The organism is Pseudomonas sp. SO81, assembly GCF_030374125.1.
Lineage (GTDB): Bacteria > Pseudomonadota > Gammaproteobacteria > Pseudomonadales > Pseudomonadaceae > Aquipseudomonas.
In genome coordinates this window covers 759,599-775,003 of sequence record NZ_CP126126.1, presented here as the reverse complement: position 1 = coordinate 775,003, position 15,405 = coordinate 759,599, and the positions used below count along the sequence as shown (strand labels likewise).

General features: G+C 66.4%; 13 protein-coding genes. 8 read left to right on the top strand and 5 right to left on the bottom strand.

What is annotated here, in order from left to right; genetic code table 11:
* Window positions 1-27 precede the first annotated feature (27 nt).
* The 3 genes from OH686_RS03660 to OH686_RS03650 form a co-directional block, all read right to left on the bottom strand.
* On the bottom strand, window positions 28-1,896 hold the full coding sequence (locus OH686_RS03660; protein WP_289536213.1) for a DEAD/DEAH box helicase: 1,869 nt from the start codon (window positions 1,894-1,896) through the stop codon (window positions 28-30).
* 77 nt (window positions 1,897-1,973) lie between these two features.
* Complete coding sequence (gene ampC / locus OH686_RS03655; protein WP_289536212.1) at window positions 1,974-3,107, bottom strand: class C beta-lactamase; 1,134 nt, start codon at window positions 3,105-3,107, stop codon at window positions 1,974-1,976.
* 11 nt (window positions 3,108-3,118) lie between these two features.
* Window positions 3,119-3,556: an Lrp/AsnC family transcriptional regulator gene (locus tag OH686_RS03650; protein WP_289536210.1), complete on the bottom strand. Its 438-nt coding sequence runs from the start codon at window positions 3,554-3,556 to the stop codon at window positions 3,119-3,121.
* Between the two features lie 134 nt (window positions 3,557-3,690).
* On the opposite strand from OH686_RS03650, the gene OH686_RS03645 reads away from it, so the two are divergent.
* Window positions 3,691-4,581 carry a DMT family transporter gene (locus OH686_RS03645; RefSeq protein ID WP_289536209.1) on the top strand — a complete coding sequence of 297 codons (891 nt, stop codon included), beginning with the start codon at window positions 3,691-3,693 and terminating at the stop codon, window positions 4,579-4,581.
* 3 nt (window positions 4,582-4,584) lie between these two features.
* On the opposite strand, the gene OH686_RS03640 is transcribed toward OH686_RS03645, so the two are convergent.
* Window positions 4,585-4,920 (bottom strand): FKBP-type peptidyl-prolyl cis-trans isomerase, encoded by a 336-nt coding sequence (locus OH686_RS03640; protein ID WP_289536208.1) that lies wholly within the window; start codon window positions 4,918-4,920, stop codon window positions 4,585-4,587.
* A 385-nt stretch (window positions 4,921-5,305) separates the two neighbouring features.
* Between OH686_RS03640 and OH686_RS03635 the strand changes: the two genes are divergently transcribed.
* Complete coding sequence (locus OH686_RS03635; protein ID WP_289536207.1) at window positions 5,306-7,198, top strand: putative bifunctional diguanylate cyclase/phosphodiesterase; 1,893 nt, start codon at window positions 5,306-5,308, stop codon at window positions 7,196-7,198.
* Window position 7,199: 1 nt separating this feature from the next.
* Here the strand turns inward: OH686_RS03635 and OH686_RS03630 are convergent, their stop codons facing one another.
* On the bottom strand, window positions 7,200-9,041 hold the full coding sequence (locus OH686_RS03630) for a sigma-54-dependent Fis family transcriptional regulator (RefSeq protein WP_289536205.1): 1,842 nt from the start codon (window positions 9,039-9,041) through the stop codon (window positions 7,200-7,202).
* Between the two features lie 389 nt (window positions 9,042-9,430).
* Here OH686_RS03630 and OH686_RS03625 point away from each other — a divergent pair, with 389 nt between their 5' ends.
* The 6 genes from OH686_RS03625 to OH686_RS03600 are packed head-to-tail and all read left to right on the top strand — an operon-like array spanning window position 9,431 to window position 15,369.
* A complete protein-coding gene (locus tag OH686_RS03625) occupies window positions 9,431-10,513 on the top strand; it encodes an ABC transporter ATP-binding protein (RefSeq protein WP_289536204.1) in 1,083 nt (360 codons plus the stop codon).
* A 10-nt stretch (window positions 10,514-10,523) separates the two neighbouring features.
* Complete coding sequence (locus tag OH686_RS03620; protein ID WP_289536203.1) at window positions 10,524-11,621, top strand: ABC transporter ATP-binding protein; 1,098 nt, start codon at window positions 10,524-10,526, stop codon at window positions 11,619-11,621.
* The gene (locus OH686_RS03615) at window positions 11,618-12,484 is read left to right on the top strand and encodes a carbohydrate ABC transporter permease (RefSeq protein ID WP_289536202.1); all 867 of its coding nucleotides are present in this window, start codon (window positions 11,618-11,620) and stop codon (window positions 12,482-12,484) included. The genes OH686_RS03620 and OH686_RS03615 overlap by 4 nt, the downstream gene beginning before the upstream one ends.
* A gap of 10 nt (window positions 12,485-12,494) precedes the next feature.
* Window positions 12,495-13,295, top strand: a complete 801-nt coding sequence (locus OH686_RS03610) for a carbohydrate ABC transporter permease (protein ID WP_137972663.1) — start codon at window positions 12,495-12,497, stop codon at window positions 13,293-13,295.
* Between the two features lie 12 nt (window positions 13,296-13,307).
* A complete protein-coding gene (locus tag OH686_RS03605; RefSeq protein ID WP_061904084.1) occupies window positions 13,308-13,580 on the top strand; it encodes a DUF2160 domain-containing protein in 273 nt (90 codons plus the stop codon).
* A 49-nt stretch (window positions 13,581-13,629) separates the two neighbouring features.
* Window positions 13,630-15,369, top strand: a complete 1,740-nt coding sequence (locus tag OH686_RS03600) for an ABC transporter substrate-binding protein (RefSeq protein ID WP_289536198.1) — start codon at window positions 13,630-13,632, stop codon at window positions 15,367-15,369.
* Window positions 15,370-15,405: the final 36 nt, after the last annotated feature.

The following is a 15,405-nucleotide window of genomic DNA, read 5'->3' as shown; positions in this document are numbered from 1 at the left end:
AGGGCGGCCTTTTTCATTCCCGCATCTTTAGCGTTTGCCGCTGTACCAGATCACCCGGCTGACGCCACGGGTGACGGCCACATAGGCCAGGCGCCGGCTCTCGTCGCGCATGGCCTGGTCGTAGCTATTGCGGAACAGCCCGCAGTGGGCATACAGCGCGTTGCGCAGCGGATGCGACTCGGGGCTGCCGCCCTCGTCGAGGATGATCGCCACCTCGCCCTGCAGACCCTTGGCGCGGTGGATGCTGTAGGCGCGTACCGGCAGGCTAGGGTCCAGCTGGGCCTGCACTTGCTTCAGCGCGTCGTTGCGCCGCCCCAGCAGCAGCACCGGGTTGCGCTCGCGGCTGCCGCGTTGGGCGACATGCGCGCACTGCGCGGCGATCTCCTGCAACAGCTCGGGCAGCTGGCGCTTGAGATCGAAGCCCTCGATGCGGCGCACGCCGTGGTCGCCTGGCTCCACGGCCTTGATCGCCTTGCTGCTCTTGGCCTGCTTGCAGGCGACACCCTGCAACAGCGCCTCGGCATCACGCAGGATCGGCTCGATGCTGCGGAAGTTGCTGGTCAGCATCAACACCTGGCTCCTGGCCTTGCCGCGGCTCGGGAAGTGACGGTCGAAGTCGAGGAACAGCTCCGGCGAACTGCCGCGCCAGCCGTAGATCGACTGCCAATCGTCGCCGATGGCCATCAGGCTGACCGCCTTGCCACGGCCGGCCAGCGCGCGGTGCACGGCCTGCAGCCAGTGGACGATCTGCGGTGAGATGTCCTGGAATTCGTCGATCAGCAGATGGCGCAGCGGCTCGATGGCCTCCGCCGACAGCTCCTCGGCGCCGGCTAGACGCTCCCCGAGCTGGCGGAAGGCGGCGTCGAAGGTGGTGACGCCTTGCGCCTGTAGCAGTGCCTGGAAGCGCGCCCAGAAGCTGGCGAGTGCCTGCAGGAACAGGCACTCGCGTGGTGCGCAGCCCAGCGCGGCCGCGTCGATGCGATCCGGGCGCAGGCCTAGGCTCTCGGCGAAGCAGCCTTGCTGGTAGAAGGCCTCGAACAGTGGCATGGCGCGCAGCTCGCCGGCCAGGCGCAAACCCTCCTGCGGCGGCTTGCCGACGGTCTCGGGCATGGCCGCGCCGAGCAGCTCATGCACCTGCTGGCGGAAGGCGGCGTCGCTGGCGTAGAGCTCGTCGTAGGCCTGGCGCAGCAGGCGCTGTTGTGCAGGCGGCAGGCGGCCGCCGGCGGGTGCGTCCGGCTCTTCGCCGGCGCCGCTACCGAGCTGCTCGAACCAGTTAGGCGTCCCCAGCAGCGCCTTGGCTTGTCGCGCCATGGCCGAGTGGAAGGTGCGCACGCACTGGCGCGCTTGCGCCTCGTCGAAGGGGAACTGCCAGAAGGCCAGCAGGCGCAGCAGCTGGCTACGCAACTCGGCGCAGGAGGCGTTGGTGAAGGAAATCACCGTAAGGCTGGCGGCAGGGATCTGCAGGTGGCAGAGCATGAACACCACGCGCAGCAGCAGGGTGGTCGACTTGCCTGAACCGGCGCCGGCGAAGATGCGCGCCAGCGGGGCGCGGCAGAGGATCATCGCCCACTGCTCGTCGGAGGGCTCACCGATCAGCCCGGCCGCCACCGCCTCGGCGACGCGGGCGCGCATGGCGGCGACCTGGCTGTCGTCGATCTTCAGGCGCGCGCTGGAATAGATGCCGGTTGGGGCGGGGGCAGGGCCGTCGCTGGCCTTCTTCTTGCGCCCGCCGGCCTTGGCCTTGCCGCTGCTGGCGGGGCGTTTTGCGCGCGGCTGCGGCTGGCGTAGCCGGGCCGCGGCCTCGCGTTCGGCGCGCAGGTATTCGGTGGTGCGGGGAAAGTAGCGCGCCAGGGTGCTGGAGAGCAGCGCCTTGTAGCGTTTGACGGCGGACAGCATGGCAACTCGGAAGCAGATGCGGCCGGCCATCATACGGGCTTTCCGCCCCGGGCTGGAGCCTGGCAATGGGCCAGTGCTCAGGGCTCCAGTGTGCTGAGGATCTGCAAGGCGATACGCACCCGCTCGGCATTCGGGTAGTTGCGGTTGGCCAGGATCACCAGCCCGGTGGCGCGGGCCGGCAACAGCACCACGTAGGCGCCGAAGCCATTGGTCGAGCCGGTCTTGTTCAGCAGCAGGTCGCCCTCGGCCGCTTGTGGCTTGGCGAAGCGCTCGGCCGTATGTGGCTGCAGGGCCATCTGCGAGGAGTTGCCGGCCTGCAGGCGCTGCAGGCTGATGGGGTAGGTGTAGCGCTCCCAGCCCAGGCCCTGGGTCATATCGCCGACCCGGTAGTGGCCTTGATGAGTGGTAGCGATGGCCTGGCGCAGCGGTGCCGACAGCTGCGAGGGATCGAGATTGGCCTCGACGAAGCGCAGCATGTCGGCGGCCGTGGATTTCACCCCGTAGGCCTCGGCATCCAGGGGGCCCGGCTGCACGCGGATCGCCTGGTCGTCGCGATAGCCCCAGGCGTAGCGCGCCATCTGCGCCTCTGGCACACGCACATGGCTCTCCGCCATGCCCAACTGAGGGAACAGCCGGCCCTCCAGCAACTGGTCGAACGGCTCGCCCAGGCTGGCGGCGGCCAGGTGGCCGAACAGGCCGATGCTGGGGTTGGAGTACAGGCGCTGGCTGCCGGCGGAGAAGGCGGGTTGCCAGGCGCGGTAGTAGTCGAGCATCTGCCGTTCGCTCTGTACCGTATCCGGGAACTGCAGCGGCAGGCCGCCGGGGGTGTAGGTGGCCAGGTCGAGCAGGCTGATCCGGTCGAAGGCGCTGCTGCGCAGCGCCGGCAGATGCTGGCTGGCCTTGTCGCTCAGGCGCAGCTTGCCCTCGGCCTGCGCATAGCCGCCTAGGGTGGCGCTGAACAGCTTGCTCACCGAGCCCAGCTCGAACAGGGTGTGCTCGTCCACCGCCTGGCCGCTGTCGCGGGAGGCGACGCCGTAGTTGAAGAAGTGGCGCTCGCCTTTGTGCAGGATGGCTACGGCCAGGCCGGGAATCCGGTGCTGCTCGATGGCGGGCTGCACGGCGGCATCGACAGTTGCGCGCAGCTCATTCGGCTGCGCCAGGGCCGTTTGGCCGATCAGCAGCAGGGCCAGTGCGGTGGTTCTGAATCGCATGGGTAAATCCTTCAGTTCATCGGCGGCAGCCGGCGCGGCACCGAGGTCTTCTTGACGATGGCGGTGTTGGTCTCGGCATAGGCGTTGATGCGGTCGAGCAGCTCGTCGAGCAGCTCCATGGAGCGCACCTGCAGGCGGGCGACGAAGCAGTCCTCGCCGGTGATCTTGTCGCACTCGGTGAATTCGGGAATCGACTGGATCTGCCGCTCCACCTCGTGCAGCTTGCCGGGCAGCGGGCGCACGCGAACGATGGCCTGCAGCTGGTAGCCGAAGTGGCGTGGGTCGACCTCCACCGTGTAGCCCTTGATCACCCCGCGCTCCTCCAGGCGGCGCAGGCGCTCGGCCACGCTGGGCGAGGACAGCCCGCTGATCTGCGCCAGCGCCTTGAGCGAGCGGCGCGAGTCTTCCATGAGGGCGTTGAGCAGAAGCTGGTCGATGTCGTCGGTCATGGCATGCCCATAAGGTTATTTCAGGAAAGTACCTTCGCAATAAAGGCAGTGCTGCAGTTTCGCCTTAGATTAGCCCTGTATCGCTCGGACGGGGTAGCCGAATAATAGTCGCACCCCAACCGGAGACTCCGACCATGGACAAGACCCTCAAGCGCGGCTCGCTGGAAATGATCGCGGCGATGCTGATTTCCGGCACCATCGGCTGGTTCGTGCTGATTTCCGGCCAGTCCGTGATCGACGTGGTGTTCTGGCGCTGCGTGATCGGCGGCGCGATGTTGCTGTTGGTGTGTGGCGCGCTCGGCCTGCTGCGCCGCGAGCTGCTGAGTCGCCGGGTGTTGCTTCTGGCGCTGGTCAGCGGGGTGGCCATCGTTGGCAACTGGTTGTTGCTGTTCGCCTCCTACTCCAAGGCGTCGATCGCCATCAGCACGGCGGTGTACAACGTGCAGCCGTTCATGCTGGTGGGCCTGGCGGCGTTGTTCCTCGGCGAGCGCATTACCTTGGCCAAGCTGGCCTGGCTGGGTGTGGCCTTCCTCGGCATGCTGGCCATCGTCAGCGCCCATGGCGACACCGGCACCTCGGGGGAGAACTACCTGCTGGGCATCGCCCTGGCCCTGGGCGCGGCGCTGCTCTATGCCGTGGCGGCGCTGATCGTCAAACGCCTCTCCGGCACGCCGCCGCACCTGATCGCGCTGGTCCAGCTGCTCACCGGCATTCTCATGCTGGCGCCGCTGGCCAGTTACCAGCTGCCCGAGCAGCCCCAGGCCTGGGCCAGCCTGGCGGCCCTGGGCATCCTGCATACCGGGGTGATGTACATGCTGCTGTACAGCGCCATCCAGAAACTGCCGACGGCGCTGACCGGGGCGCTGTCGTTCGTCTACCCGATCGCGGCGATTTTCGTCGACTGGCTGGCCTTCGGGCATCGCCTCAGCCCGCTGCAGTGGCTGGGTGTGGCGGCCATCCTGCTGGCGGCGGCCGGCATGCAGCAGGGCTGGAGCCTGCGTCGCCGGCGCCTGGCCGCGGCCTGAGGATCAGTCGTCGCGGGTCAATACTTCCAGCAGCTCGATCTCGAACACCAGGTTGGAATTCGGCGGGATCGCGCCGACCTGGCGCTCGCCATAGCCCAGGTGCGCCGGCACCCACAGCTTGCGTGTGCCGCCGACCTGCATGCCCATCAGGCCCTGGTCCCAGCCCTGGATCACCCGGCGGGTGCCGATCACGCACTGGAAGGGTTTGCCGCGGGAGTAGGAGGAATCGAATTCGGTGCCGTCCTCCAGCCAGCCGCGGTACTGGGTGGTGATCAGCGCTCCCTTGACGACGGCCTTGCCGCTGCCGAGTTGCAGGTCTTCGATCTTCAGTTCGCTCATGACGCTCTCGCAGTGCTGCTTCGGGGCAGGCCCGGATTTCTGGAACGCGCTCCTCTGCTTGGGGAGCGCGCGGGTCATTCTAACGGCTAGCCAGGCAGGCGATGAGTCTCTCCGCTAAACCTGTTCGCACCTGCAGAGACGATGACGTCTTGCTCCAGATCAAACGGCGCGCAGCCGACCAGGCCAATACTGCTTCCTTGCGGCCGGCGCTGTAGCGGAGGGCAGTGCGCGCCGGCCGGTTAGCAGAAGATCATGTCGCCCGACAAGACTACGTAAGTCGACCGGGCGCGCTACTATCCGCGCTTGCCGGGCGGCGTGCGCTATCGCTAGCGTTGCCCTTTGTCGTCAATGGCCGCAGCAGTCGCCTCATGGAAGTGAAGTTGTTATGACGCGTGCGCAACCCTCTCGCCAACCGGATGCCGGCAGCGACCCGCTGGAGCGTCGCCTGCAGGCGCAGCGCCTGGTGCAGATCGCCAATGTGCTGTGCGTGGTGCTGCTGCTTATCGGCGCGCAGACGGTTGTCGCTGGCAGCTGGCTGAATACCGGCCTGGTAACCGCGGCGCTGCTGTTGGTGGTGGTCGGGCGTTGGCTCAACCGGCGTGGCCGCGTGGAGCTGTCGGTGGCGCTGGTGCTCTGTTCGCTGACGGTGCTGGTGGGTACCTCGCTGTGGTTCAGTCAGGGCCTGTACAGCGCGGCGGTGCTGGGTTTCCCGGCGATCCTGATCGTGGCCGGCATGGTGGCCTCGCTGCGCCTGTTCATCGGCCTGCTGCTGGGCATCCTGGCCATGGTGGCCTTCCTCACCTATGCGGCGCTCAGCGGTCTGCAGAGCTTCGAGCCGTTGCCGCTGGGCATCGGGCGCATGGTCAACGTCAGCTGCATCCTGCTCACCTGCGCGGCGGCGGTGTGGCTGCTGGCCAACGACCTGCGCAAGGCCCTGCTGCGTCTGCAGCAGGAGATCCTGCGGGTGAAGGATTCCGAGGCCAGCTTCACCCACCTGGCCCAGCACGACGCCCTGACCAACCTGCCCAACCGCCTCCTGATCCGCGACCGCATGGAGCAGGCCATCGGCCGCGCGCGGCGTGACGATGAGCAGGTGGCGCTGCTGTTCCTCGACCTGGACAACTTCAAGACCATCAACGATTCCCTCGGCCATGCCGCCGGCGACGAGCTGCTGCAGGAGGTGGCGCGCCGCCTGAAGGACACGGTGCGCGACATCGACACGGTGAGCCGCCAGGGCGGCGACGAGTTCCTCATGGTGCTGGCCGACGTGGCGGACCTGGCGGCGGTGTCTTCGGTGGCCGCGCTGGTGCAGCAGAAACTGGCCCAGCCGTTCGCCCTCAAGGGCATGCAGATCGTCACCTCCATTTCCATCGGCATCTCGCTGTTCCCCGGCGACGGCGACGACTTCGACACCCTGCTCAAGCACGCCGACATGGCCATGTACCAGGCCAAGTCGGCGGGGCGTAACGGCTTCTGCTTCTTCGACGAGCAGATGAACGCCGATACCCACGAGCGCCTGGCCCTGGAGCTGGACCTGCGCCAGGCGCTGAGCCGCGGCGAGTTCGTGCTGCACTACCAGCCGATCATAGACCTGCACGGCGGCCGTCTGCTGGCGGCGGAGGCGCTGCTGCGCTGGCAGCATCCGCAGCGCGGCACCCTCGGCCCGGACCGTTTCATCCGGGTGGCCGAGGAGTCCGGGCTGATCGTCGAGATCGGCGAGTGGGTACTCAATGAGGCCTGCCGCCAGGCCATGCTCTGGCAGGCGGCCGGGTTGCCGCGCTTCGCCGTGGCGGTGAACCTGTCGGCGGTGCAGTTCCGCCGCGGCAATCTGGAGGCCATGGTGCACGCGGCGCTGAATCGCTTCGGCCTGGCACCGGCCTGCCTGGAGCTGGAGCTGACCGAATCGATCCTGCTGCAGGACTCGGCGCAGCTGCGCCGCCTCAAGGAGCTGGGGGTGAAGCTGTCGATCGACGACTTCGGCACCGGCTATTCCAGCCTGTCGTACCTGCAACGCTTCCAGGTCGACAAGCTGAAGATCGACCAGTCCTTCGTCCGCGGCCTGACCGGCAATGCCCAGGACCAGGCCATCGTCACAGCCATCGTGCAGATGGCCCGCAGCCTCGGCCTGCACACCACCGCCGAGGGCATCGAGGACGAGGCGACCCGTGCGCTACTGGCCGAGCTGGGCTGCGACCAGGGCCAGGGTTTCCTGTTCGCCCGGCCGCTGGCGGCGACGGAATTCGGTGCCTTCGCACGTCGCCAGCAGGTGGCGGTCTAGCTCAGACCTTCACGCCCTGTTCGCGCAGGCGCTTGTACAGGGTGTTGCGGCTCAGGCCCAGGCTGCGCGCCAGGTGCGAGATGTTGCCGCCGCAGGCCTGGTACTGGCTGGCCAGGTCGGTGGCTTCGGGCAGGGCGCCGCGGATTGGCGGGGCGTCGGCCTCGGTCTCCAGATCGGCGAAGAAGTCGTCTGGCAGGTGCTCGACGCGGATCGGCTGGTCGTCGGCCATGGCCAGGGCGATCTGCATCACGCTGCTCAGCTGGCGCAGGTTGCCGGGCCAGGGGTGGCGCTGGAACAGCTCCTGCACTTCGCGGCTGAGGCCGGCCCACTGGCTGGGCTCGCGGTGGTGTTCCCACACCCGCTGGAACAGCGCGGTCTTGTCGGTGCGCTCGCGCAGTGGCGGCAGCTCCAGGTTGAGGCCGCTGATGCGGTAGTAGAGGTCGGCGCGGAACAGGCCGGCGTCCACGTCCTGGCGCAGCGGGCGGTTGGTCGCCGAGACCAGGCGGATGTCCACCGGGTAGGGCTCGCCGCCGCCCAGCGGCTGCACGCTGCGCTCCTGCAGCACGCGCAGCAGGCGGGCCTGCACGGCCAGTGGCATGTCGCCGACTTCGTCGAGGAACAGGGTGCCTTTGTGCGCCTTGCGGATCAGGCCGATGCTGCCTTTCTGGCTGGCGCCGGTGAACGCGCCTTTCTCGTAGCCGAACAGCTCGGACTCCACCAGTTCGGCGGGAATCGCCGCGCAGTTCACCGCGATCAGCGGCTGGCCGGCGCGCGAGCTGGCGTTGTGCAGGGCCTTGACGAACACCTCCTTGCCGGCGCCGGTCTCGCCCTGGATCAGGATCGGGATGTCCTTCTCCACCAGGCGCTCGGCCTGGCGTACGGCCTTGTCCACCCGTGGGTCGCCGAGGTTGATATTGGCCAGGGTGAAGCCCGCCTGCGGCTGGGCCTGTGGCGTTTGCGGGCGGAAGTCGCGCGGCTGGATGCGCGGCTTGCGTGGCCGCTTGAGCAGGCCGTGGAAGCGGTAGCGGCCGGCGGCGCGCAGGGCGAAGGGCAGGTTCTCCGGCTGGCTGAGCAGCTGATGCAGCGGGGTGTCGAACAGGCTCTCGATATTCACCCGCGACAGGCCGACGCCGAGCAGGCTGTCGGCGCGGCGGTTGGCCGAGACGATCTGCCCGGCCTCGTCGAACACCAGCAGGCCGGCCCACTGGCTGTCCAGGTTGTCCAGGCTGGTATTGAAGCTGAGCTGGAAGTAGTCGTCCTTGAACAGGTTGAGGATCAGCCGGTTCTCCACCGACTGGCTCATCATCTTGACCATGCCCAGGGTGTGGGCGGGCGGCAGGTAGCTGTCGCTGGAGACGTCGAGCACGCCGATCATCTGCCGGGCGGCATCGAAGATCGGCGAGGCCGAGCCGGTCATGAAACGATTGGCCTTGAGGTAATGCTCGTCGCGCTGGATGTGCACCGCCTGGCCACAGGCCAGGGCCGTGCCGATGGCGTTGGTGCCGCTGTAGCGCTCCTGCCACAGGGCGCCGGGGACGAAGCCGGCGGCTTGGGCCGGCTCGACGAAACGTCGATCGCCCCAGGACTGCAGCAACTGGCCCTGGTTGTCGGCCAGCATGATCAGACAGTTGGAGTTGGCCAGGATGTTCTCGTAGTAGGGCAGTACCTCCTGGTGGGTGGTCTGCACCAGGAAATGCTGGCTCTCCAGCAGGGCCGAGACCTCGCCGGGCGCGGCCTGGCCGAAGGCCGGCTGGCTCTGGTGGGTGAGGCCGAAGTCGCGGCAGCGGCTCCAGGAGTCGTGAACGATGGCGTCGTGGCTCGGCGCCGGGGCGGTAGCAGTCATGAGGTTCGCCTGATTCTTGTATTTATCGTCACAGCTTCCGTGCTGGCGTCGCCGTTACTGCAATAGGCGGGCCTGCGCAGGAGGTCACTCGCTGCCTCCTGGCTCCGACCTTCTCCCGCGCGGGGTGAGGCATGAAGCGTTCGCCCAGTGTTGTTCATTGCTGTTCAAAGTCAAAGGGCGAAGTGTTCAGTTGTTCAAGTTTCGCTGTTCAAAACTGTTCAGCGTTGGCCGCGACAGTTCCCGCGGTTTTGCGGATATTCCTTTGCAATCAGCAGCATGGCGAATTTTCGTTTGCGCACATCGGCTCTGGCACGAATGTCGCCTTATGCCAGTGCCGCCGCCGAACAGCAGCTTCGCGGCGACGGGCGAAATAACCATAAGGACACGCCATGTCGTTAACGCTGGAACATGTCTGCCGCGTGGTCGACCAGCAGGTGTACATCGATGATGCCTGCCTGAGCTTCGAGCCGGGCTCCTTCAATGTGCTGGTGGGCCGCACGCTCGCCGGCAAGACCTCGCTGATGCGCCTGATGGCCGGGCTGGACAAGCCCAGCAGCGGGCGCATCCTGATGCACGGCGCCGACGTCACCGGCGTGCCGGTGCGCCAGCGCAACGTGTCGATGGTCTACCAGCAGTTCATCAATTACCCCAACCTGACGGTGTACGAGAACATCGCCTCGCCGCTGCGCCAGGCGGGCGTGGCCAAGGCCGAGATCGAGCGCAAGGTGCAGGAAACCGCGCAGATGCTGCGCATCGACAAGTTTCTCAAGCGCTACCCGCTGGAACTGTCCGGCGGCCAGCAGCAGCGCACGGCCATGGCCCGCGCGCTGGTCAAGGATGCCGACCTGGTGCTGTTCGACGAGCCGCTGGTCAACCTCGACTACAAGCTGCGCGAGGAGCTGCGCCAGGAGATGCGCGAGTTGTTCCGCGCCCGCCGCAGCATCGCCATCTACGCCACCACCGAGCCCAACGAGGCGCTGGCCCTGGGCGGCACCACCACCATCCTGCACGAAGGCCGGGTGATCCAGAGCGGCAGGACCACCGAGGTCTACCACCGGCCGCAGCAGGTGCTGGCCGCGGAGCTGTTCTCCGAGCCGCCGATCAACCTGATGCACGGGCGCATCAGCGATGGCGAGGTGAGCTTCGAGGACTTCGTGCATTTCCCGCTGACCGCCGAGCTGCGTGGCTTGGCGGAAGGGCAGTACCGCTTCGGCGTGCGCCCCGGACACGTCGGCCTGGTGCCGTCCAACGACGACGACCTGGAGCTGGCGGTGACCGTCGAGCTGGCCGAGATCAGCGGCTCGGAGACCTTCCTCCACGTGCGCAGCGAGCACTTCGCCCTGGTCCTGCACCTGCAGGGCGTGCACGAGTACGACGTGGATGCGCCGATCCGCATCTATATCCCGACCCACAAGCTGTTCGTTTTCGATACCCGGGACCAGTTGGTCCTGGCGCCGATTCGCAGGTCCTGAGGAGCGCACCATGGCCGAGATACGCCTGCAGAACCTGGCTCACAGTTACAGCGCCCAACCGAGCGGGCCCGACGACTACGCCATCCGCGCGATGACCCACGTCTGGGAGCAGGGCGGCGCCTATGCGCTGCTCGGCCCGTCCGGCTGCGGCAAGTCGACCCTGCTCAACATCATTTCCGGGCTGCTCAGCCCGTCCGAGGGGCAGGTGCTGTTCGACATGCGCGAGGTCAACGACCTGCCGCCGCAGGAGCGCAACATCGCCCAGGTTTTCCAGTTCCCGGTGGTGTACGACACCATGACGGTGTTCGACAACCTGGCCTTCCCGCTGCGCAACCAGGGCCTGGCCGAGTCCCGCGTGACCAGCAAGGTGCACGAGATCGCCGAGGTGCTGGACCTGCACCCGCTGCTGCACAAGAAGGCGCGCAACCTGACCGCCGACGAGAAACAGAAGGTCTCCATGGGCCGCGGCCTGGTACGCGACGACGTGTCGGCGATCCTCTTCGACGAGCCGCTGACGGTCATCGACCCGCACCTGAAGTGGAAGCTGCGGCGCAAGCTCAAGCAGATCCACGAGCAGTTCAACATCACCATGGTCTACGTCACCCACGATCAGCTGGAGGCCTCGACCTTCGCCGACAAGATCGCGGTGATGTATGGCGGCCAGATCGTCCAGTTCGGCACTCCGCGCGAGCTGTTCGAGCGCCCGAAACATACCTTTGTGGGCTTCTTCATCGGTAGCCCGGGGATGAACCTGATCGAGGTCACGCCCTACGCCGGCGGCGTGTGCTTCGGCCAGACCCGCGTGCCCCTGGCGCCGGCCCTCAGCCAGCAGCTGGCCGGGCTGGGCGGACAGAAGCTGAAGCTGGGCATTCGCCCGGAGTTCGTGCATGTCAGCGACGAACCCTTCGTCGACGCCCTGCGCGGCGAGGTGCGCCATGTCGAGGACCTGGGCACCTACAAGATTCTCACCCTCGAGCTGGACGGCGTGACACTCAAGGCGCGCCTGCAGGAGGACCTGCCGGTGCCGCAGAAGGTGGCCTACATCGGCTTCCCGTCCCAGTGGCTGATGGTCTACGCCGACGACGTGCTGGTGGAGGTGCGGGCATGAACAAGGTGATCAACAACAAGGCCTGGTGGCTGGTATTGCCGGTGTTCCTGCTGGTGGCGTTCAGCGCCATCCTGCCGATGATGACGGTGGTCAACTACTCGGTGCAGGACATCTTCGACGCCAGCACCCGTACCTTCGTCGGCGTCGAGTGGTACCAGCAGGTGCTGCAGGACGAGCGCCTGCACGACTCGCTGCTGCGCCAGTTCATCTTCTCCGCCTGCGTGCTGCTGATCGAGATCCCGCTGGGCATTGCCATCGCCCTGTGCATGCCGACCAAGGGCCGCTGGGCCTCGGCCTGCCTGATCATCATGGCCATTCCACTGCTGATCCCGTGGAACGTGATCGGCACCATCTGGCAGATCTTCGGCCGCGCCGACATCGGCCTGCTCGGCTGGACCCTGAGCGAGCTGGGCATCAGCTACAACTACGCGGCCAACACCATGGACGCCTGGGTCACGGTGCTGGTGATGGATGTGTGGCACTGGACCTCGCTGGTGGCGCTGCTGTGCTACTCGGGCCTGCGCGCCATTCCCGACGTGTACTACCAGGCCGCGCGCATCGACCGCGCCTCGGCCTGGTCGGTGTTCCGCCACATCCAGCTGCCGAAGATGAAGAGCGTGCTGCTGATCGCCGTGATGCTGCGCTTCATGGACAGCTTCATGATCTACACCGAGCCCTTCGTGCTCACCGGCGGCGGGCCGGGCAACGCCACCACCTTCCTCAGTCAGACGCTGACCAAGATGGCGGTGGGGCAGTTCGACCTGGGGCCGGCGGCGGCGTTCTCGCTGGTGTACTTCCTGATCATACTGCTGGTGTCCTGGGCGTTCTACACGGCCATGACCCACAACGACCAGAAGAGCTGAGGAGCCTGCCATGACCATTCGCAAAGCCCTGGCGCTGCTGCTCTACATCCTGTTCCTGCTGGTGCCGATCTACTGGCTGCTGAACATGTCGTTCAAGAGCAACACCGAGATCCTCGGTGGCCTGACCCTGTGGCCGCAGGACTTCACCCTGGCCAACTACAAGGTGATCTTCACCGATCCGAGCTGGTACACCGGCTACCTCAACTCGCTGTACTACGTATGCCTGAACACGCTCATCTCGCTGCTGGTGGCGCTGCCGGCGGCCTATGCGTTCTCGCGCTACCGCTTCCTCGGCGACAAGCACCTGTTCTTCTGGCTGCTGACCAACCGCATGGCGCCGCCGGCGGTATTCCTCCTGCCGTTCTTCCAGCTGTACTCGTCGATCGGCCTGTTCGACACGCATATCGCCGTGGCCCTGGCCCACTGCCTGTTCAACGTGCCGCTGGCGGTGTGGATCCTCGAGGGCTTCATGTCGGGGGTGCCGAAGGAGATCGACGAAACGGCCTACATCGACGGCTACAGTTTCCCCAAGTTCTTCGTGAAGATCTTCATCCCGCTGATCGGCCCCGGCATCGGTGTCACGGCGTTCTTCTGCTTCATGTTCTCCTGGGTCGAGCTGCTGCTGGCGCGCACCCTGACCTCGGTGAACGCCAAGCCGATCGTGGCGGTGATGACGCGCACCGTGTCGGCCTCCGGCATCGACTGGGGCGTGCTGGCGGCGGCGGGGGTGCTGACCATCCTGCCGGGCATGCTGGTGATCTGGTTCGTGCGCAACCACGTGGCCAAGGGCTTCGCCCTGGGCCGGGTCTGAGGAGAAACGACTATGGAATGGATGGCCTGGACTCCGGTCACGGCGGCCTTCTTCGGCGGCATCGCGTTGCTGCTGGTGGGCATGACGGTATGGGAAATCCGCTCGCCCTGCGTCGAGCGCAGGGGCTTTCTGCCGATCGTCACCACCCGTGGCGACCGGCTGTTCATCGGTTTGCTCGGCAGCGCCTACCTGCACCTGCTGGTGGTGGGCGTGACCGACTGGAGCACCTGGATAGCCTCGGCGCTGTCCGTTGTGTGGTTACTCGTGGTGATGCGTTGGGGCTGACCGGCTGCCCGTTGTCCGGTCGCTTTTCTATTCAAGCAAGGAGGAGTCTATGTTCGACAACAATTACAAGACCCGACATAGCATGGCGCTGGCGGCCCTGCTGACGTTGTCCGGATTGAGCGGCGCGGCCTGGGCGGATGCCTATGAAGAGGCGGCGAAGAAATGGATCGACAGCGAGTTCTCGCCGTCCACCCTGACCAAGGAGCAGCAGCTCGCCGAGCTGAAGTGGTTCATCAAGGCGGCCGAGCCGTTCCGCGGCATGGAGATCAATGTCGCCTCCGAGACCATCGCCACCCATGAATACGAGTCCAAGGTGCTGGCCAAGGCCTTCAGCGAGATCACCGGGATCAAGCTCACCCACGACCTGATGCAGGAAGGCGACGTGGTGGAGAAGCTGCAGACCCAGATGCAGTCCGGCAAGAACATCTACGACGGCTGGGTCAACGACTCGGACCTGATCGGCACCCACTTCCGCTACGGCAAGGCCGTGGCGATCAGCGACATGATGGCCAACGAGGGCAAGGACTTCACCTCGCCAACCTTGGACCTCAACGACTTCATCGGCATTTCCTTCACCACCGGGCCGGACAAGAAGCTCTACCAACTGCCCGACCAGCAATTCGCCAACCTCTACTGGTTCCGCGCCGACTGGTTCGAGAAGCCGGAGCTGAAGGCCAAGTTCAAGGAGATCTACGGCTACGAGCTGGGTGTGCCGGTCAACTGGTCGGCCTATGAGGACATCGCCCAGTTCTTCACCGAGCACGTCAAGGAAATCGACGGGAAGCGTGTCTATGGCCACATGGACTACGGCAAGAAAGACCCGTCGCTGGGCTGGCGCTTCACCGACGCCTGGTTCTCCATGGCCGGCGGCGGCGACAAGGGCCTGCCCAACGGCGTGCCGGTGGACGAATGGGGCATCCGCGTCGAAGGCTGCCGCCCGGTGGGCTCCAGCGTCGCCCGCGGTGGCGACACCAACGGCCCGGCGGCGGTCTACGCCACCACCAAGTACGTCGACTGGATGCGCCAATACGCGCCGCCGGAAGCCCAGGGCATGACATTCTCCGAGGCCGGCCCGGTGCCTGCCCAGGGCAACATCGCCCAGCAGATCTTCTGGTACACCGCCTTCACCGCGGACATGACCAAGCCGGGTTTGGCCGTAGTCAACGAGGACGGCACGCCGAAATGGCGCATGGCGCCGTCGCCCAAGGGGCCGTACTGGGAGGAGGGCATGAAGCTCGGCTATCAGGACGCCGGCTCCTGGACCTTCCTTAAGTCGACTCCGGAGAAGCAGCGCCTGGCGGCCTGGCTGTACGCCCAGTTCGTCACCGCCAAGACCGTTTCGCTGAAGAAGACCCTGGTCGGCCTGACGCCGATTCGTGAGTCGGACATCAACTCCCAGGCTATGACCGACGCGGCGCCCAAGCTCGGCGGTCTGGTGGAGTTCTACCGCAGCCCTGCCCGGGTGCAGTGGACCCCCACCGGCACCAACGTGCCGGACTACCCGCGCCTGGCCCAGCTGTGGTGGCAATTCATCGCCGAGGCGGCGAGTGGCGACAAGACCCCGCAGGAGGCCCTGGATGGCCTAGCCGCGGCCCAGGACAGCATGATGGCGCGCATCGAGCGCTCTGGCGTGCAGGGTGATTGCGGTCCGAAACTCAACGAGGAGAAGGACCCGCAATACTGGCTGGATCAGCCGGGCGCGCCCAAGCCGAAGCTGGACAACGAGAAGCCGAAAGGCGAGACCGTAAGCTACGACGAGCTGGTGAAGTCCTGGCAGAAGTCCCAGTAAGAGCCGCGGTGGAAACGAAAATGGCGCCTTCGGGCG